A 20,400-nucleotide genomic window follows, 5' to 3' on the forward strand; every position below is an offset into this window, starting at 1 on the left:
AAAGGCCATATCCGGTTTTCGCTGGTAACCATTCCGGTTCGGATTTATAATGCCATCGAATCACAGCAAACCGTACGTTTCAATCAACTTCACAAAGATTGTAATGGTCGAATCAAATATGAAAAAAAATGTAAAAAATGCGAGCAGGTTGCGAAACCCGAGGATATTGTCAAAGGTTACGAGTACGAACCGGACCAATATGTTATCGTCGAACCGAGTGATTTTGATAATTTGAAATTGAAAAGTACAAAAGTGATCGACATTGAGGGATTTGTTGATGCATCGGAAGTTCACCCGACTTTATTTGATGCTCCATATTTTGTCGGTCCGGATGGAGAAGTTGCTGCAAAAGCTTATGCGCTATTAACTGAAACACTCAGGGATAGCAATAAACTCGGAATAGGTAAAGTTGTGCTTCGTGAACGTGAAGATATCGTTCTTATTGCACCTCATGAAAAAGGCATATTGCTTTATAAATTACGCTACCCAAGTGAAGTTCGAAATATGAATGATGTGCCGCAATTGGATGAAGTTGAAGCGGATAAAACTCAACTTAAATTGGCGCAAACTCTCGTTGATTCAATGACAAAATCCTTTTCTGATATCGTGCTTAAAGATAATTACAATGATTCACTTCGTGAAATGATCCAGGCGAAGATTGACGGCCAGGAAATCATAACTGTCGAAGAAGAAGAACAACCGGTGGTTGATATAATGACGGCGCTGAAACAAAGCATCGAACAAGCCAAAGAACAAAAGAAACCGATGGTGAAAGCCACTGGCAAAGCCAAGAAAGCAGAAGTTGCCAAAGTCGAAGAGAAATCAACCAAAAGTCGAAAGCGCAAATCTGCATAAATTATGAACATTAACACCCTTCGACTCCGCTCAGGGTACTGTTTATTGTAAACCTGTAAATGAAGCGCCCTGAACGGATTCGAAGGGCGTACGAGTTATTTCCATCAGATTTAATTGAAACCTCAATCATGCATACTCTTTTGCTTGAATTAAATATAGAACAATACAAAAATGCGTGGGGTAATGATGGGTAAAATTCTTCAATTTCCGACCAAGTCGCCATCCAAGTTTGGTTTCCAGCGTGTCAAAAAAACAAAGAAGCCTGATCCGAAGAGAAAACCCGGTCAACTGAACTTATTTGCTAAACCGGATGCCCAGATTATTGCTTTACCCTTGTCTTTGAGTCCTTTTGAGGAAGCTTTGCTTTTGGATGAAAGGGATGAAGAAAAAGCAAAAAGTGCGTACAAGAAGGCTATTTCCAGCAGTGATTGTGTGGCCGATGCATATTGTAACCTGGGAATATTAGAATCGAAAAGTGGAGACACTTTCAAAGCATTTGATTGTTTCACGCATTCTTTGAAACATGATTCCCGGCATTTGGAATCCCATTATAACCTGGCGAATTTATATTTTGATTCCGGCGATCTAAGAATGGCCTGTCTTCATTATCAATTAGCTGGTGAGATCGAGCCTGGTTTCCCGAATGTTTATTTCAACCTTGGCTTGGTTCATGCTATGAATGATAATTTTACCGAAGCTGCCATCGCTTTGGACAAATACAAAGAATTAACATCCGATGAGGAAGGTAGCAAAGCGGACGAATTGCTAAAGAGTATCAAATTGACGATGACCGGCCAATAACCATACATTAGAAAAAATCCGTATACTATTTTACCCCGAATTTAATCCTCCTAAGAATCAAACAAACTGATCATAAAAATCTTCTAAAGAATCAATGGATATTTTTCCCATCTCATAATAAGTTGGTTCTGAAAATCTTTCATGGGATTCGACTATCGAATACCCTAGGGGGCTAATAAATTCGCATTCCCAAAGTCACTCTGTCGTACCCTGCCAAAATAGTAGCTTCTTCAACATAACCAATCAGACTTTTTGCAATTCCTTTACTTTGGTACTCCGGGTAAAACAGCAAGCCTGTAGAAATAGACATCCAGCTCTCATTTTATAAATAGAACGCAGCCGCCAATTCTTCTTTAACTTCCGCAACTTCTAATGGTATCTCTTTTGGCCTATGAACTGAATAAGAAAAGATGCTAATTATGCCGATAATATAATTTATTACATAAGCTTTTTCTAAACTTGAGTTTATAAAACAAATGAGTTTTTCAAAGTAGCAAAATGATATTCTCAAAATTTAAAAAAAAACAGGTCCAAATACAAAAAAATAGTAACAATGGATTAGTGAATAAAACTAATGGGGGAAATGGGTCTTCAAATAGTAATCTAAGCCAGGCCGACTATGATAGGGTCATTGATGCCACAGGAGAAATATTAAGAATATTTGGCGAGTATTCCTTTGATTTATATGAGATAGATTCAAAAGAAATAAACCAACTATTTCAGGATTGGTCACGACATATTCTTATCGGTGCACCAAAACCCAGTGGACAAATAATTGAAGATAAATCTTCAAGAATCAAACGGGATTGGCTCGGCATGCTTAAGTTTGTCTCTAAACATCGTCAAACCGAGAACAAATTTGTAAACCAAACTGTTGGTGATTTTAGAGACGTTATCTGGTCGTTTATTCATTCTTTTAGTTATGCAATCCATGAGGATCAAATTACAGACTCAGAATGTTTAGTTCAATTAGACCGGCTTAAATCAGTGTTGGAAAGAAATTCCATCCAAGAGATTAAACGGGAAACATATGCTGTCGTTGAAATATTAAATAAAAATATTGAAAATCGTAAACAGCGTCAAAATAAAGAAATTAAATCATTAGGTGAACAACTTATTTTGTTACGCGATCAACTAAATCGGGCAAAAGAAGAAAATTCATTTGATCCATTGACAAAACTATACAACAGAAAATCATTTGATGATCATTTATCTCGAACATTTGAATTGAATATGTTTTCCGGTGAAGAGGCCTGCATATTAATGGTAGATGTGGATCATTTTAAAAACATTAATGATACGTATGGACACCAGGCTGGGGACTCAGTTTTAAGACAACTAGCAGATTGTATCATCAGAGTTTTTCCTCGCAAAAGTGATTTTGTGGCTCGTTATGGTGGTGAAGAGTTTTGTATTATCTTGCGCCAAGAAAATCTAAACGCTTCAAAAATGCTTGCTAACAGATTACTAAAAGCAGTGAGAATACTTTGTTTTGAGCATGAAGATATTGAATTGAAGCTGACAGTTTCTATTGGTATTGCATGCTTACAACCCGGGGATTCAAAAGAGTACTGGCTTGAACGGTCAGACATGGCTCTCTACCAAGCTAAACAAAATGGCAGAGACAGAATAGAAATAGATGACCATGGTGTAACTTGAGCTTTTTGTTCTTGTTTTGGTAATACCTAATTTTCACAATAAAGCGTTCATAATTAAACTTATATTCGTATTATCCGTAATCTCTACAATTATTTGCCCAATTTAAAATGCAGTTTAATAAAAGTTTTTATGTTCTTTTCATTAATGGAACAGAAGTGCCAATCAAGGTGTTTTAAAGATTATCTTAAAATTATTTTCTCATTTTAAAGTTTAAAATTTGTAATGTTCTTTACTTTTTTATAACACCTCCAAGCTTACTGGCAAATATCAAGACTTATTCATAATTTTTAAAAACTTTCAGATATTGGAATCAATGTGTCATTAAATATTCCAAATTAGCGATGACCTTAAAAAAAACTATTTTTCAAATTCTTCCGTTGGTGCTGATTTTAACTGATCCAAATATTGTGTTACCCCAGGATGATTTTGGATTTCGTTTTGTTCGGGTCAAATATGATGATAACCAAAACAGGGGCGGCAGAGGTTGGGGGCGATATGGCCGGGGAGCATGGAGCACAGATTGGCCAACTTCAGATTATAACTTGCACGAAGCGATCGAGCGTACCACCGGCCTAACCTTAATGGGCGATCCTTTGGTGTTTACATTTCTGGATGAAGAGATTTTTGAGTACCCGGTGCTTTACCTTACCGAACCTGGCTTTTGGATGACCAATGAAGAAGAAGTTAAAAATATGCGAAAGTATTTCCTGCGCGGCGGCTTCTTAATCATCGATGATTTCCACGACTATGGCGGTTTTGGTTGGCAATGGTATAATATGTATAACAATATCAAGCAGGTGTTCCCTGATAAAGAACCTGTATTATTGCCCAACGATCATCCGATTTGGTCGATTTATTATGACATTGATCCTGTTGAGGCTGCATCAACCAAATGGGATTTTAGCAGATACGATGATGCCTATTTTGGTATCTTTGACGATGACGGACGTTTGATGATCGTGATTTGCTATAATCAGGATATTGGCGATGGTTGGGAGCATCCATTTGGCAGGCGTATTTTAGCTGAAGCTTCAACGGTTAGTTTTCAAATGGCCATTAACTTTATCATGTATGCTTTAACACACTAGTCACATGACCAAAAAAATCACACAATTTTTCTTCACAATTCTTATTAGCCTGTATGTCTGTGTCTTGGCATATGCCCAGGAATCCGATAATCAGTTTACTATTGCCAATCAAGCCTTCCAAAGCGGCAAGTATTTAGATGCCCGTAATCTTTTTGAACCGCTAATAGAGACTACTGATGAAAACCATAGTGCTATCATAAAAATCTATTTTGAAACCTATCTCAACCTCGGTGAATATGAGAATGGCTTAAATCGTGTTGAAGGATTATTAAATAATTCTCCGGAAGATGCATCCCTTCTTTACATAAAAGGACGCTTTTTAGTCGCTATTGGAAAGTTAAGTAAAGCGGAGCAGGTTTTCATTAATACTCAGAATATTGATGACGGATACTTGCCCAATTTATTGGAAATCGCAAATCTACTGGAAATTACAGGGAGAAAAAATCAGGCATACGGGTATTATCGAACGATCGCTTTGGAATATCGCCGGGGTCGATTGAAAGATGCTCAATCTATTGCCATTGCCGGCAGAGCCTTCGCAAAGCTTGAGGATTTTCATGAAGCGAACCAGGTTTATAAATTGGCACACCAGGTGGACCCTAAAGATATACAAAATTTAGCCTGGTGGGCCGAGCTGTTTGCATCAAAGTATAATACTGCCGATGCCAAGAGAACTTATGAAGAAGCGATTTCATTAAATCCTCACAACGCTGATTTGTATGTTGGATTTGCGCGATCCTCCCAAGGATTAACCATACAAGGGGAATTAGCCAATAAAGCGCTAAAAGAAAATCCGAATCATATTGATGCGTTGAACCTGTTGGCGGAATTACAAATCCTGGATGCCGATTATGAAAAAGCGGAACAAACGCTTGCGGAAGCGCTTAAAATCAATCCGGTTTATGAGCCGTCGTTGGCGTATTTAGCTACAATATTTCATTTACAAGGTGATAAGTCCGGTTATTCGAAAATTGAAAACCAGGTCTTGGAAATAAATCGCTATTGCAGTAATTTCTATACAATATTGGCAGAAAATTGTGTCCGTCGGTTTCGCTATAAAGATGTGGTGGAATTTTGCTTCAAAGCAATTTCGAAAGATCAAAGAAATTGGCAAGCTTACGCATTAATCGGTGCGAATCTACTAAGGATTGGAGAAATTGACAATGCCCGCTATTATCTTGAGAGAGGTTTTAAAGGAGATCCTTTTAATGTGTTTGCACGGAATACACTGGAACTCCTGGACGAATATGCCAATTTTGAGAACCTTGAAAGCGAACATTTCAGCCTAATGATCCATAAGTCTGAAAGCGATATCCTTGGCAAACCGATTCTCGCCTTCGCTGAAGAGTGTTTCGATTCATTGGCAAAAAGATATCCATACCAGGCAGAGAAGAAAATTCGCATTGAAGCCTACAATGACCACGATGATTTTGCCGTGCGGATTAGCGGGCTACCCGGTATTAGTTTGTTGGGTGTTTGTTTTGGAGATGTATTGGCATTGGATACACCCAGGGCACAGCCAAATAGTGAATATAATTGGGCCCGGACCCTCTGGCACGAACTGGCGCATGTGATGGCGCTGGGTTTATCGAATAATAGGGTGCCAAGATGGTTCACTGAAGGATTGTCGGTTTATGAGGAAATGCGGGCTCGTAGATATTGGCACAGAAAAATGGATATGGAATTTTACTCGGCAAGGGATCAGGGTTTACTCCTGTCGTTGAGGGATATTAATGAAGGATTTACCAGGCCAAAATATCCTGAACAGATCATGCTGACCTATTATCAATCCGGGAAATTCATCCAATATTTAACAAAGAGATACGGGTTCAAAGCGATTGTCGAGATGTTAGAGGGATTTGGGAACGGATACGACCTTGAGAAAACTTTTCAAATTGTCCTTAATTTGAATATAGATGAGGTCGAAAAATTACTCTGGCAGGACATTGAAGCTGAAAGAGAAATATTTGGTCCTGTATTTACAAACATACCACCGGTTATTAATTCTGTTGAAAAAGAAAAGTCACATTTCAAAAATTTATTTATAGAATCAAAAAATCCTTTTTTTGAAAATCTCGTAAAAGCTAATGAACTTGTAAAAGAAAACAAATATCAACAAGCTGAAGAAAAATTCTTAAAAGCGCTTGAGATTTATCCTTATTACACACGATCCGGCAATCCGTACCTGGGCTTGGCGCATATTTATCGTGAAGAAAGTGATAGTTCAAAGTTGCAAAGCATTCTAGAGAAGTATTTAACAGTATCAGAATTTGGCGCGAAGGAAGCAAGGGAGCTGGGCCACATATATGAATACCAGGGAAAGAATGAAAGCGCAAAATCTTACTATCTCCGCTCGATGCAGGTAGAACCGTATGATCTGAATACTCACATCCGTTTGGCCGATTTATTCAAAGAGTCACAAAACTTTCATACTGAGGCGCAAGAACGCAAGGCTATATTGGCGTTGGATCCACTTGACCGATCGAATGCATATTATCAACTTGCATTGAGTTATTATAACTTCGGCAATACACTTGATGCAAAAAGACAAGTCTTAAAATCACTGGAATCGGCGCCTGGTTATCGCGATGCGCAGAAATTGCTTCTTAAATGTGTGGATAACTTAAATGAGAATATGCAGTAACAAGATGAGGAAATTCATCCTGATCTTTTCAGTACCTCTATTTTATTTCCTGCTTCCGGAACAGGCGGCTGCTCAATATGATCATGGCTTTAGATTTATCCGTATAAAATATACCGATACACCCAGTGAATGGAGTGGTCGTGGATTTGGAAGGGGGCGTGGTGGCCGTGGTGGATTCTGGAGTCATGATTACCCAACTGCTGAATATAATTTACTGGAGGCTATTGAAAGAACAACAGGTTTACGGGTCAATGACCAACCGCTCATTCTTACCTTAACAGATGAAAGAATTTTTGAATACCCGATCCTTTATTTGTGTGAACCCGGACACTGGGCCCTGGATGCTGAGGAAGCCAAGAATCTTCGAAAATATCTACATCGTGGCGGATTTATACTATTTGATGATTTTGCAGGCAGGGATTGGAATAATTTTTATTTCAATATTAAACAGGTTTTCCCGAATAAAGAGCCTGTAATGCTACAACCGGATCATGCTGTCTGGTCCATTTTTTACGATATCGATCCGATTGAAGCTGCTTCAGCAAAATGGGGATTAAGTAGATACGACGACGAATATTACGGCATCTTTGACGATAAAGGTCGGTTGATGTGCATAATCTGCTATAACCAGGACATTGGAGACGGTTGGGAGCATCCTTTTGGCCGGCGGGTCCTGGCAGAAGCTTCAACTGTTAGCTTTCAAATGGGAATCAATTTTATTATCTACGCATTGACACATTAAAAGTACCTAAAGTGAAAGAAAACGCCTAACGTATTATAAGTTAAATCTATCTATATAAAGAAAGGGATATGATTTGGAAAATTTGGAAACAGTTCAGGAAGTCCAGGGATCTGAAACCATAACTCAGGAAGCTTTTGAAAAATTACAAGAAGGTAAAAGCAAAATATTAGATCAATTGCGCCAGGTCATCATCGGACAGGATGAAGTGATAGAGCTTGTCTTGATCGCTTTGTTTGCCGGTGGCCATTGTCTGATCACCGGGGTACCGGGATTGGCGAAAACCCTATTGGTAAAATCCTTTGGGGAAATATTGGATTTAACCTATAAACGAATTCAATTTACACCGGATTTAATGCCTGCAGATATTACCGGTATTGATGTTCTAGAAGAGGATACTTCGACCGGTAAACGGTCTATTAAGTTTGTTAAAGGTCCCATATTTGCGAATATCATTCTGGCTGATGAAATCAACCGAACACCGCCTAAAACCCAGGCTGCACTTTTGGAAGCCATGCAGGAATACCAGGTAACTGCAGGTGGTGAACTCTTTGAACTGGAACGGCCATTTTTTGTAATGGCAACTCAAAATCCCATTGAGTTGGAAGGAACATATCCACTTCCTGAAGCCCAGCTGGATCGTTTTATGTTTAATATTATCATTGATTATCTTTCGGAAGATGATGAATTGAACGTGGCTTTACAGACGACTTCTCAGGATCAGGAACAACTCAAAACCGTATTAACCGGCAAGGATGTGTTGGGTTTCCAACATATTATCAAAAAGATATTTGTTCCTAATAATGTTGCTCAATATGCTGTTAAGCTTGTGCGTAATTCCCGGCCAACCGAAAGCGGGGGACCGGAATTTGTTTCAAAATGGGTAAGTTGGGGCGCAGGGTTACGAGCCGTTCAATACTTGCTGCTTGGCGGTAAAGTTCGGGCTGTATTTCATGGGCGATATAATGTTGCCATCGAAGATATTAAAACGCTGGCAAAACCGGTTTTACGTCACAGGATCATAACAAATTTCTATGCTGAATCGGAAAATATTGATTCGGATAAAGTCATCGAGATGCTTCTTGAAGAAGTTAGCGAACCCATATCAGGATTGGATTAAATAGAAAACAAATGATTGAACAACGTGAGATCGACATAAGTGAATTCATGGTTCGATTCTGCTCACCATGGCTTAACTTCAACAGCCTGAATGGAGTCGAAGGCTGATAATTGTGCATATTTTCCCTAAAATTTATTATGTCGAACTTATAAAAATATAGTTAACCTGGATAATTTCATGAATCAGCTTTTAAGCTTAAAGTTTCCTAATGTCATCCCGTCGTGACGGGATGACAGTGATAAGGTTTATGAATAGGTCAGGTTAATTAAATATAATGATGAGCGAAGTTAACCAGAAAAGTAGCCCGACACGATTAATAGATCCTAGTATTCTGTCAAGAATATCAAATTTGGATCTACTCGCTCGTGGAGTAGTCGAAGGATTCGTGGGTGGCCTGCATAAAAGTCCATACAAAGGCTTTAGTGTCGAATTTCTCGAATACAGGCCTTATTCTCCTGGTGACGATCCTATGAGGATTGACTGGAAGTTGTTTATGCGTTCTGACAGATTGTACATAAAACAATTCGAGGATGAAACCAATACGAATTGCAGCATTTTGTTGGATACCAGTAAGTCTATGGATTATTCCTCGACACACATTTCAAAATTGCAATATAGTATTTATCTCGCAGCATCCCTTGCCTATTTTATGATTCGCCAGAGAGATAGCGCCGGCTTATGTCTTTTTGATCACAAAATCAAAGAAAATATTCCGGCCAAAAGTGGTAAGGGCCACCTTCATACCCTTTTGAATATTTTAAATACAGTCCAGCCCGATGCCAGTACGAACATGAGTAAACCATTTCATGAATTAGCTGATAATTTGAAAAAGCGAGGTATCGTAATAATCATCTCTGACCTCCTCGATAGTCTCGATCATATCCTTGCAGGGTTAAAACATTTTCGCTTTAACGGCAATAATGTCATCGTCTTTCATATTATGGATCCGCTCGAATTGTCATTTGAATACGATGGTATTCTGGAATTAGAGGATATGGAAACCGGTGAAAAAATGGTTTTGGCAGCAGATCAAGCAAAAGAAACTTACCAACATAATTTGGATGAATTTAAATCATCATTAACTGTGAATTGCGGTTTACTCAATATTGATTATACGGTTTTGACCACCGATCAGCCGTTGGATCATGCACTTTTTAAATACTTGTCAAAAAGAAGTTCAATAAAATAAGTGAGTAACCTTGTCATTCATTAATCCAATTTTTCTTTTTGCAGCTGCAACCGCATTGCTTCCCATTCTTTATCATTTGATAAGGAATAAACGAGCTCGAAAAGTAAAGTTTAGTTCCCTGTTGTTTTTTAAAGCAACTCCCAAAGAAGTCATTCGAAGAAGGAGGTTGCAGGATTTATTATTATTGATTATCCGATGCGCTATCCTTGGCATTCTGGCTCTTGTTTTTGCTCGACCCTTTATCCCGAAAGAGGCTATCCCATTCATCTCTCAAATTCAAAATAAATCAGTTGTTTTTCTAGTTGATAATTCTTACAGCATGCAATATGCCAATCTATTCGAACAAGCAAAGCAAGAAATAGAAGACAGGTTGAATGAAGCAAATGAAGCAGATGAATTTTCAATTGTAGTTTTTTCTGATGAACCCCGGCAATTATCAGAGCTGTCCACAGATGTGTCGATGCATAAAAATATAGTAAAGAGTTCACTCAAGCCGAGTAATAGAACTACAGATTTCTACAAGCCGGTTAGGCTGGCGGAAGATATCCTTAAGGATGCTAAACATAAGGACAAACAAATCATTTTGATTTCAGATTTGCAGAAAAACGGTTTAAGCAATCAATTCGAAAATTGGAATATTGATCCTGCAATCCATTTTATCCCGATCCAAATCGGTGGAGAATACCCCGTTAATGCATACATAGAAAAATTTACCCTGAACAAAAAGCGACGTGGAGAGAAAGTTGCTACCCGGTATGGACTTCAGATTGTAATTCCGGAAGAAGAAACCTCGAACAAAGTTACACTAATAGTCAATGGGAAACAGGTAGATGCTCAAAAGACCGGTGTTGGAATTTCAAGCCAGGTTTACTTTCAACAGGAAAACTTGAGAAAAGGGTTATACCAGGGGAATTTAAGATTGAATGAAGATAAGCTTCCAATTGACAATGTTTATTATTTTGGTTTTGAGGTTGACGAAAGACCCTCTATTTTATGTATTGACAATTCTCCGCAATATTCTAATAGCAGTGCTTTTTATCTTGAGAAATGTATAAATATGGGTGATCAGTCATTATACCGGTTTTCGAGAGGGAGGACAAGCAAATTAAGTACAAGACAGTTAGTTGGTATTCAAGTTCTTTTTCTTTCAAATGTAAGATCGCTCTCAAAAACACAGTTGAGTACATTAGAAAATTATGTGCAAAAAGGGGGTACATTGATAATCTCTTTTGGAGATATTGTTAACCAAAGTAGGTTTTCAAACAACCTAAAGGATTTGGGTGTTGGAGTCATAACAGAGAAAGTCAGGGTTCGCAAGATTCAATCTGCAAGCGCAATCATAGGCGAAGTTGATTTCAAACATCCTGTCTTTTCGGTTTTTGCGCAATCCAAAACCGGTGATATTTTTAATCCGAAGTTTCAACAATATTTTAAAATTACTCCGGATTCCAACGCAATGGTAATCGGAAGGTATGATACCGGTGACCCGTTTTTGATCGAACGAATTTTAGGTGATGGAAAAATAATCGTATTTACTTCGACATTTAACACAGAGTGGGGTGATTTTCCCGTTAATGAAATTTATTTACCTTTTGTTTATCAATTGGTAAAATATGCCACCTTATCATCCGCAAAGAGAAATTCATTCTTTGTTGCCGATGCTATTCTCCTGGAAGGAAATAGTGGAGACGTTTGGGAAATTAGTGCACCTGGAGACAAAATATTCAAAGTTGAAATTGATCAATCCGGGTTAGGTTATTTTCGCGATACGGAAATCCCGGGAAATTATCAGGCAGTTCTAAATAGCCAGAAATATTATTTTTCAGTCAATGTTAATGCTAGTGAATCGGATTTATCAGTGCGAGATCCTGAAGAAGTTTACGCGGCTGTTACAGGTCCTAGGACAGCGGAACAGGAAATCCAAACAGCCGATCTTACGGGTATGAACCAGGACGAGAAAAACCAAAAAATGTGGCGATACATACTGTTTTTTATTGTTGTATTGTTTTTACTTGAAACCTTTTTGGCGAATCGCCGGGCTTGAACAAATGAAAATAATAATCAATCATTTTTGTCATAAACAATAGAAGGTTTTTGTTATGCGAACTTCGCCCAAGAAAATCGACCAGTTAATCAAAGAAATAAAAAAACGATTAAAGCTCAGAACGCTGCAGCATGGGATTTCCATAACTCTGCTAACTTTTGTCGGGTTTGCTTGTTTTTATTTTATTGGTTTAGCCTCTTTTGAGATTTCATCTCTTATTCAAACTTTGATCATAACCATATTTGTTGTAGCGCTGGTTATTGAAATAGGATGGTATATTATCCGACCTGCATTTTCTACCATCGAAGATCACAAGATTGCGTTGTTTATTGAAGAGAGATTTCCGGATATGGAGGATCGAATCAACAGCGCCGTAGAACTTAAAGGCCATCCTGTAGAAGGAAAAGAAGAGAACTTGATTATTGACAGGCTTATAGATGATGCAACACTCAAAATTAAAGAAATTCGATTCACAACAATTATAGATCGTAAGAAGGAAAGAAAACTTGCCTTTGTTGCCTATGGTTTATTTTTCCTCTTTCTATTAATAACTTTTTCCTATATGGAAGACATACGTCGAATTTCATCCAACATGGAATTCTCTTTAAATCCGAAAACCCACTTTGGACAGGAAATTATCAACATTACACCGGGCAATATTCAAATTGAAAAGGGAGAGTCGGTTGACATAATTGCTGAACTTAAAGCCGCAACAGATGAGGAACTATTCTTACATTACAAAATGGCTGATGATGTTTGGGCAAAAGAAAAAATGAATAAAAGTATAGACGGGAAAAAGTCTATTTTTCGATTGATCAGTGTTCAAGAACCTGCAGTGTATTATGTGGAGCTTCAGGAAATCCGTTCCACAGAATTCAATATTGATATCTATGAGTTTCCAAAAGTCACTCAAATCGACTTAAAATACCATTATCCCGCTTACACAGGTTTGCCGGATCGGGTCGAGGTAAATACCGGAATCATCCGCGGATTACAAGGATCGCAAGTAACATTAACTATCAAAACTTCAGGTGCGCCAATTATAGGGGAGTTGGTGCTGAATGACGTTGAGACTATTAAACTGACTTCCCAGGTGAACGGTATATTCCAGGGTAAAATGAACCTGCGTGAATCCGGGGTATATCATATCAAATTGGCAGATGGACAGGAGAAGAATAATAAATTCCCGATCGAATATCAAATTACTGCTGTTGAAGATGCATTGCCGATTATTTCGATAAACGATCCACAAAAGGACGTTCGTGTTAATGCTGTTGAGGAAGTGTTAATCGATGTTTCCATTTCCGATGATTTTGGCGTGAAAAGTGCGAAAATCTGGTTTTCAGTGAATGGCGAAGAGGAAGAGTCCGTCCTGTTATTTAGGGCAAATAAGTCACGAGAAACAGAAATAACAGGTGATCACATTTTCTATTTAGAAGATTATTTCCTTGAGCCTGGAGACGTTATTTCTTATTACGTAGAAGCGGAAGATAATTTTCTTGAAACGGAAGCCATTCAATCTGATATGTATTTTATCGAAGTAATTCCCTTTGATTCAAAATTTACCCAGCTCAATAATCGGGGTGGCGGAGGGGGAGGTGGTCAACAGGGAAGCCAAATGGTGATCAATCAACAAACCATCATTAGTGCAACCTGGAATCTGTTACGCAAAAAAAATGAGATGCAACAAAACGAGTTTGATGAGTCTGTGGATGCAATTAAACAATCCCAATCAAATCTAAAAGATAATATCAATGAGCGGATTAACACGACCGCATTCTCCGTAGAAATGGCAGTCGATGATGAGAACAAAGAGATTGCAGATTTACTACGCAAATCCGTTGAACAGATGGATCAAGCAGTAAAAGTTCTGTCTGAAAAAGATTTGAAGAAGGCTTTAACACCGGAGCGTAAGGCGCTCACATTTTTATTACGTGCGGATGCTAAAAATAAAGAGAAACTCATCCAGAGAGGACAAATGGCAGGAGGCGGGGGTGGTGGTAATAGTGAAGATCGAATGACAGAATTAATGGATCTGGAGCTTGATATTTCGAAGGATAAATATGAAATCCAGCAACAAAACCAGCAGCAACAGAATCAACAGCTTGATGACACTTTGCGGAAGCTTAGAGAACTGGCAAAGAAGCAGCAATTGCTAGCGCAGCAAAGCCGGGAAATTCTTCAAGAACAGAATAACAGGAGAGAGCTGGATCGCCTGAAAAGGGACCAGGAACAATTACGTAATGATGCCGAAAATCTTGCCAGCCAGTTTCGGGAGCAGGCCAGAAATAATGACAAAATTTCCCGGCAAATGCAAAATCGTATTGATGAAATCACAAAGAATTTACGCAATGCTGAGCAGGATTTGAAAAATAATAATTTTCAGCAAGCTATGGCGCGCCAGAGCCAGGCTATTAATGAGCTGAACAGGCTTCAGAATGATTTGAGACTGTCGCTGTCAGATGATGTTCGGGATATGCTGGATGAATTTACTGATAATTTCAGAGAGTTTGATGAGCAAGAACGTCAATTAGCGAATGATATCAGCGAAGAGTATAAAAGAAATCAAGAAAATGAGGGGATTGTTAATACCAACCGGTTAAAAAACCTGGTTCAGAAAAGAGAGGAATTGATCGGCAAACTGAATAGTCTGGAAGATCAGGCTCGTGCAATAGAAGAATCATCCCGGCAAGAAAACCCGAAAATTGCCACCAGTTTAAGAAATATCCAAAATACCATACAACGTGAAAATATTGAAAAAAATATGCGTGGTTCAAAAGAGCTGCTGGAAAGAGGTTGGTTAACCTATGCGAATATGCTTGAAGAGGAAATCAAAGCGGGAATCAGCATGGTGGAAGACCAGGTCAAACAATTGCAAGGTGGGTTGCCTGTAACCGAAGAGCAGAGGTTGAATCGATCACTTGAAGATACAAGGGATTTGATGCGACGTTTTCAAGAGACCATGGCACAAAATCAAAGACAATCCCAGGAGCAGACTCAAGGGCAGCCACAACCGGGAAATAATAATCAACAAGAAGCTCAAGAAGGTGATCAGTCGCGAGGAGGAAATAGAGGACGCGCTGGCCGCAACGAAGCTGCACGTATGAGGAACCTTTTTGAACGAGCCCGGGAAACCTTGGAGCGAATGGAACGAGAATATCAAGATGACACTGATTTTCGCCAGCAACTGAACAATACCCGCAGAATGTTTTCACAGGGTAATGTTGGCACGTTACTCGGAGGAAAGGCAAAAGAATATTTTAAGAACAAAGTTTATGATCCCTTGTCACAATTGGAGACCTATTTGTTAAATCGCCTGGATCGAATTGAGTTAGAGAAAAAACTGTACAGTTTGCGGAAAGAAGAAGTTCCGCCTGAATACAAAAAAATGGTTGATAAGTATTTTGAGTCAATTTCAAAGTGATTTTGATTATTTCACCACAAAGGCACAGAGACACAGAGGATCAAATTAACAGAGATGTCTGCAAGCATTTTTTCTCTGTGCCTCTGTGGTAAGGCTTTTTAAAAAAATAACATTATAACATGCCGGATACCTGGATCGAAATTCTTCTAAAATTCAAGCCCATTCAACTTGAAGAGGGTAGTATCGTTTTTCAAACGGTGAACTCGCCGTTCTTGTTCTGGGGACTATTGACATTTTTGATCCTTGGCCTTATTACTTTTTATTACCTGTCAAGAATCTATTCCTCAAATCGATTTAAAGCGATTTCATTGGGTATTCGAATCGTTGCTTTATGTTTGGTGTTTCTGCCGTTTTTTGAACCTTCTTTGCTAAGCCCGGATGTTATTCCTAATGAGAATTTTATTGCCGTGATGGTGGATCATTCTGCCAGTATGGGCATACCGGATGGTTATTTTGGCGATAGCCGTTATGAGGATGTCAGAAAAATTCTTTATCACGAAGATAACGAAATACTGTCGGAATTGGAGCGAGATTTCAAAATCAGATATTATGCTTTCAGTGGTAGTGCTACACGAATAGATAGTTTATCAAATCTAACACCACAAGGAATTGAAACCAATTTAACAGCCTCGTTTCAGCGGGTTTTGTCCGATTTCAAAGGATTGCCTTTGGCCGGTATCGTTCTGTTTACCGATGGCGGTGATAACAGCTTAGAGAATCCCAGACGAATTGCGGAAGAGCTAAAATTTTCAAACACACCGCTTCACATTGTGGGTTTGGGCAAAGAACATTTAGAACAGGATCGGGAGCTGCTGGAGGTGAAAACGAATAGAGGTATCCAACCGGGTTCAGGCGCCGAAATTGAAGTAAAAGTCAGGAGTTGGATCGAAGAAAGTGAACCAGCGGTATTCAATATTTATAGCGGTGAAAAACTGGTATTTACAAAGCAGGTGAATCTAAAAGGAAATGGCAAAATCGATCACTTCTCATTCTTTTTCGATCCGGAAGAGGAAGAATCGGTTGAATACACGGTGCAAATCTCTCCGCTGCCAAATGAGGTGAATACAGAGAATAATTCATTGAATATTTTAATTGATTCAAAAAAAGATACCATCCGGGTTTTGTACTTTGAAGGACATCTTCGCACGGAATTTAAATTTATAAAAAGAGCCCTGGAGGAAGATCAAATTGTAGATTTTACCTCAATATCCCAAACTGGAACAGGGAAATATTATCGTCAGGGCATTAAAAATCCGGAAGAACTTAAGGGTGGATTCCCGAGCGATGAAGAAGAATTATATCAATATAAAGCGATCATTTTCGGCGACATCGATGCAAGCTCTTTCTCCATCGAACAGCTTGAAATGATTGAAAAATTTGTCCGGAAACGCGGGGGAGGATTCCTGATGCTGGGAGGAAAAAATTCCTTTGCCGAAGGTGATTATTGGAATACACCTATTGCAGATATTTTACCGGTAGAGATTGATCCGCAACGAAAAACGGTCATAAGTCCCAATTTTAATGATCCAAATATTCCGAAGGAGGAGCGTGGTTTTCAATTTGTTCCAACTCAGGAAGGATTGGAAAATCCAATTCTAAAGCTTGTACCTGATCCGATAAAAAATAGGCGGGTTTGGAACACGATGCCAAGGCTGTTCAGCATCAATTATTTTGGTGCGAAAAAACCAGCTGCTACAATACTTGCAGAAAAGCCCCAGGATCGGTTTGGGAATTCAGAACCATTATTTGTAGTGCAGCGCTATGGCAGGGGCAGGACAGCCGTGCTTGCTACCGCCAGCACCTGGAGATGGCAGATGTTATTGGAAGCAAACGATACCAAACATGAGCGATTCTGGCGGCAATTTATTCGTTGGCTAGGAGACGGCGCACCGAATCATGTAAGTTTAAGCCTTGCCCATGATCGCGTGGAACCAAATGTCGAAATTCCGATTCGCGTAAGTTTATTTGACGAAAACTTTGATCCGTTATCGGAAGTAGAAGTAACCGGCATAATGACTGATCCAAATAAAAATCTTAGCCAGATGCAATTTTTACCCGAGCTGAATGAAGAAGGTGAGTATACCTTTAACTTTGTCCCGAAGACTACGGGTATGTATTCCATCGAAGTAGAATCGAAATTAAATGGCAAGATAATTGGCAAACAATATCAGAGTATCATTAGCCGGCCATCGAAAAAAGAGTTTTACAATGCCACGCTAAAAAAAGGATTTTTGAAGAATATGGCTGCCCTGGCGAATGGATATTATTATGAGCCCGCAGAAGTTGGCAATATTCCAGTAAATCTGAAATCCAGGAAATCCAGCACATCGATCATACGTTCCGAATATATTTGGGATATGCCACTATTGTTTTTATTGATTGTAATCCTGCTTTCCGCGGAATGGATTTATAGGAGATATAAAGGATTACCTTAAGAGTAAAAAGTAAAAAGTAAAAAGGAAAAAGGAAAAAGGAAAATTAAGACAGGATTAACAAGATAAAATAAGAATTGCCAAATGAAATTTCAAACGCCGAAACATGTCATTCAGAAGGAATCTATTTTGACCTATGTAAAGCGCTGGTTTTTCCTGAATGCCAGTGTCAGCGATTTTTATTCCGTGATAAATCCGCAATCCATGGCTAAAATATTGCTTATGAAACCTCCAACAAAAACTCAATTACCTGCTAAGTTAGTGTTAATACTTGTTTTTACTTGCATTTCTTTGGTATCAACAACTCAACCTATCCATGCCCAAATAAACCAGCAACGTTATGCCTTACTCATCGCAGGAATCGGTGGCAGCAAAGAATATGAAGAAAAATTTCATGCTTATCTATTCGATACCAGGAAAGCCTTGGTCGATCGATTCCAATTTTCGGAAGCAAATATAATTGTACTGGCCGCCTCTCGTGCGGATGGTGAAGATTTTATCGATGACATTTCCAATGCTGAAAATATCAAATCCCAATTCACGACTCTTTCTTCTACAATTACACCGAATGATGATTTATACATTATCCTTTTTGGCCACGGCAGTTACAATGGCAAAAATGCAGTGCTCAATATCCCGCGACGGGATTTGAAAGACATCGATTATGCGGATCTGGTCAAGACTATTAACGCCAAGAAAATCATTTTCATCAATACCGCCAGTTGCAGCGGCCCGTTTGTGAAATCTTTGAGCGGCGCAAACAGAATCATCATCTCAGCCACCAAAAGCGGCAGGGAGCGCAATGAAACCTTATTCCCGCAATATTTGATCGAAGCCATGAATAACCCCGGCTCGGATCTGGATAAAGATGGCAATCTCGACATCGCCGAGATTTTTCTTTCTGCTTCCGAATTAACCCAGAGATGGTATGCAGATAACAACCATATCGCCACAGAACATGCCTTGCTGGACGATACCGGCGACGGCGTTGGTTACCGCGGCGATGACCTCATGGCCCAGGGTGAGGGCATTCTCGCCAGCCAAACCTATCTAAAACGCGAACAAATCCTTCTGTTTACTGCGACTGGAATTTCTGATACCGTTTTGGTTAAGCTGGTGCAAGACCAGGATCAAGTCGAAGAAGAAATCTCCTTGCTAAAAGTGAACAAAACCAATTATTCAGAAGATGAATATTATGGTATGCTGGAGCCTCTATTTATTCGTTTGGCGATTATTAATGTTCGATTGGATGAGTTGAAGGGTGGGGGGAAATAAGAAAGACATAATGATAAGGAAGGTATTTTGTAAATAAAATTTGATTGTTAATTCTATCCAATTTATTTTTGGGAAATTTTTCTTTCTATATTAATAATATTAGCATACATTTGAGAATCATAATTCCAAACAAGTAATTCAATCTTTACTATTTGCTGTTTATGAAAATATCAAAATTATACTTGATAATATGCGAGATTCAAAAAACTTGAACTTGTAAAAAAAGTAGAGTAAAAGTTTTTTAGAATTGCTATTAATAATAACACAAATTCGGGATAACAGTTATTTTAAGGAACATCACTAAAGTCAAAATGCGAATAATCTGGTACCTTTAAGTTTAATAGGATTTTAATTAGGATATTAAGATGTTTTTAATAAAGCGCGTGAAATTTATTAACATTAGAGGATTTAAAGAACTAATTATTGACTTTAATTCAAACGAAAATAATATAGTTAATAATAAGTTGATAATTGGCAAGAATGGTACGTGCAAAACAACTATTCTGAGATGCTTGGCCATTGGATTATGTGATCAAGCTGATGGGAACGGTCTCTTAGCAGAGAATTTTGGTGAGCTAATTTTAGAAGATAAAAAGGAGGGCTGGATATACATAGATTTATTTGATCAAAAAAATCCTTTGAATAAAATAAAAATCACTACACAAATAAAAAAGATTGAGGGGAAGGAAGAAGTAGGTGAAAAAACACAAATAAATGGTGCCATATTTGTCTGCGGTTATGGAGCAGCAAGAGCCCTTGAAGGAGCCCCTCAAGTTAGACGCTATCGAATAGCCGATTCAGTTTATTCTTTATTTCGATATGATGCCGACTTTTGGCCCAGAGAATTAGTAATAAGACGCTTAAAAGATTACCTTGGATCTAGTTTTTATGCAAGCACCATTAGAAATATAAAGAAAATCATGGGATTAGCTCCAATGGATAAGATTTACATAGAAAAGGGAGGTGGGGTTTATATATCTGGACCTAAGATCGGGAAAAAAATTCCTATTGAAGGTTGGGCTGATGGATTCCAAATGACACTTTTGTGGATACTTGATTTATTTGGTTGGGCACTTATAGCACAAAATCTATCAAATGACGGTCAAATTTCCGGAATTCTTTTGGTCGAT

14 protein-coding genes are annotated in these 20,400 nt (G+C 38.6%); 13 read left to right on the forward strand and 1 reads right to left on the reverse strand.

The annotated features are described in order from the left end of the window. Both IIC38_14415 and IIC38_14420 read left to right on the forward strand, forming a co-directional pair. Positions 1–855: Ku protein (locus tag IIC38_14415; GenBank protein MCH8127128.1), on the forward strand; the 855-nt coding region annotated here is incomplete at its 5' end. Positions 856–1,038: 183 nt separating this feature from the next. Then, complete coding sequence (locus tag IIC38_14420) at positions 1,039–1,656, forward strand: tetratricopeptide repeat protein (protein ID MCH8127129.1); 618 nt, start codon at positions 1,039–1,041, stop codon at positions 1,654–1,656. A 172-nt stretch (positions 1,657–1,828) separates the two neighbouring features. Here IIC38_14420 and IIC38_14425 read toward each other — a convergent pair whose 3' ends face one another. Further along, the gene (locus tag IIC38_14425) at positions 1,829–1,966 is read right to left on the reverse strand and encodes a GNAT family N-acetyltransferase (GenBank protein ID MCH8127130.1); all 138 of its coding nucleotides are present in this window, start codon (positions 1,964–1,966) and stop codon (positions 1,829–1,831) included. 251 nt (positions 1,967–2,217) lie between these two features. Between IIC38_14425 and IIC38_14430 the strand changes: the two genes are divergently transcribed. The 11 genes from IIC38_14430 to IIC38_14480 form a co-directional block, all read left to right on the forward strand. Next, positions 2,218–3,315 (forward strand): diguanylate cyclase, encoded by a 1,098-nt coding sequence (locus tag IIC38_14430; protein ID MCH8127131.1) that lies wholly within the window; start codon positions 2,218–2,220, stop codon positions 3,313–3,315. A gap of 341 nt (positions 3,316–3,656) precedes the next feature. Then, entirely contained in the window at positions 3,657–4,403 is a 747-nt protein-coding gene (locus IIC38_14435; GenBank protein MCH8127132.1) for a DUF4159 domain-containing protein, read from the forward strand. 4 nt (positions 4,404–4,407) lie between these two features. Further along, positions 4,408–7,047 carry a hypothetical protein gene (locus IIC38_14440; GenBank protein ID MCH8127133.1) on the forward strand — a complete coding sequence of 880 codons (2,640 nt, stop codon included), beginning with the start codon at positions 4,408–4,410 and terminating at the stop codon, positions 7,045–7,047. Further along, the gene (locus IIC38_14445; protein MCH8127134.1) at positions 7,031–7,789 is read left to right on the forward strand and encodes a DUF4159 domain-containing protein; all 759 of its coding nucleotides are present in this window, start codon (positions 7,031–7,033) and stop codon (positions 7,787–7,789) included. Before IIC38_14440 ends, IIC38_14445 begins: the two co-directional genes overlap by 17 nt. Positions 7,790–7,907: 118 nt before the next feature. Beyond that, on the forward strand, positions 7,908–8,906 hold the full coding sequence (locus IIC38_14450) for an AAA family ATPase (protein MCH8127135.1): 999 nt from the start codon (positions 7,908–7,910) through the stop codon (positions 8,904–8,906). Positions 8,907–9,180: 274 nt separating this feature from the next. After that, on the forward strand, positions 9,181–10,095 hold the full coding sequence (locus tag IIC38_14455; GenBank protein MCH8127136.1) for a DUF58 domain-containing protein: 915 nt from the start codon (positions 9,181–9,183) through the stop codon (positions 10,093–10,095). 10 nt (positions 10,096–10,105) lie between these two features. Further along, positions 10,106–12,139, forward strand: a complete 2,034-nt coding sequence (locus IIC38_14460; protein ID MCH8127137.1) for a VWA domain-containing protein — start codon at positions 10,106–10,108, stop codon at positions 12,137–12,139. A 55-nt stretch (positions 12,140–12,194) separates the two neighbouring features. Next, positions 12,195–15,563 carry a hypothetical protein gene (locus tag IIC38_14465; GenBank protein MCH8127138.1) on the forward strand — a complete coding sequence of 1,123 codons (3,369 nt, stop codon included), beginning with the start codon at positions 12,195–12,197 and terminating at the stop codon, positions 15,561–15,563. 119 nt (positions 15,564–15,682) lie between these two features. Next, complete coding sequence (locus tag IIC38_14470; protein MCH8127139.1) at positions 15,683–17,998, forward strand: hypothetical protein; 2,316 nt, start codon at positions 15,683–15,685, stop codon at positions 17,996–17,998. 81 nt (positions 17,999–18,079) lie between these two features. After that, positions 18,080–19,270, forward strand: a complete 1,191-nt coding sequence (locus IIC38_14475) for a hypothetical protein (protein ID MCH8127140.1) — start codon at positions 18,080–18,082, stop codon at positions 19,268–19,270. A gap of 365 nt (positions 19,271–19,635) precedes the next feature. Further along, on the forward strand, positions 19,636–20,400 hold a 765-nt coding region (locus IIC38_14480; GenBank protein ID MCH8127141.1), incomplete at its 3' end, for an AAA family ATPase.

The sequence above is a fragment of the candidate division KSB1 bacterium genome (assembly GCA_022566355.1).
Classification (GTDB): Bacteria; Zhuqueibacterota; JdFR-76; order JdFR-76; family DREG01; genus JADFJB01.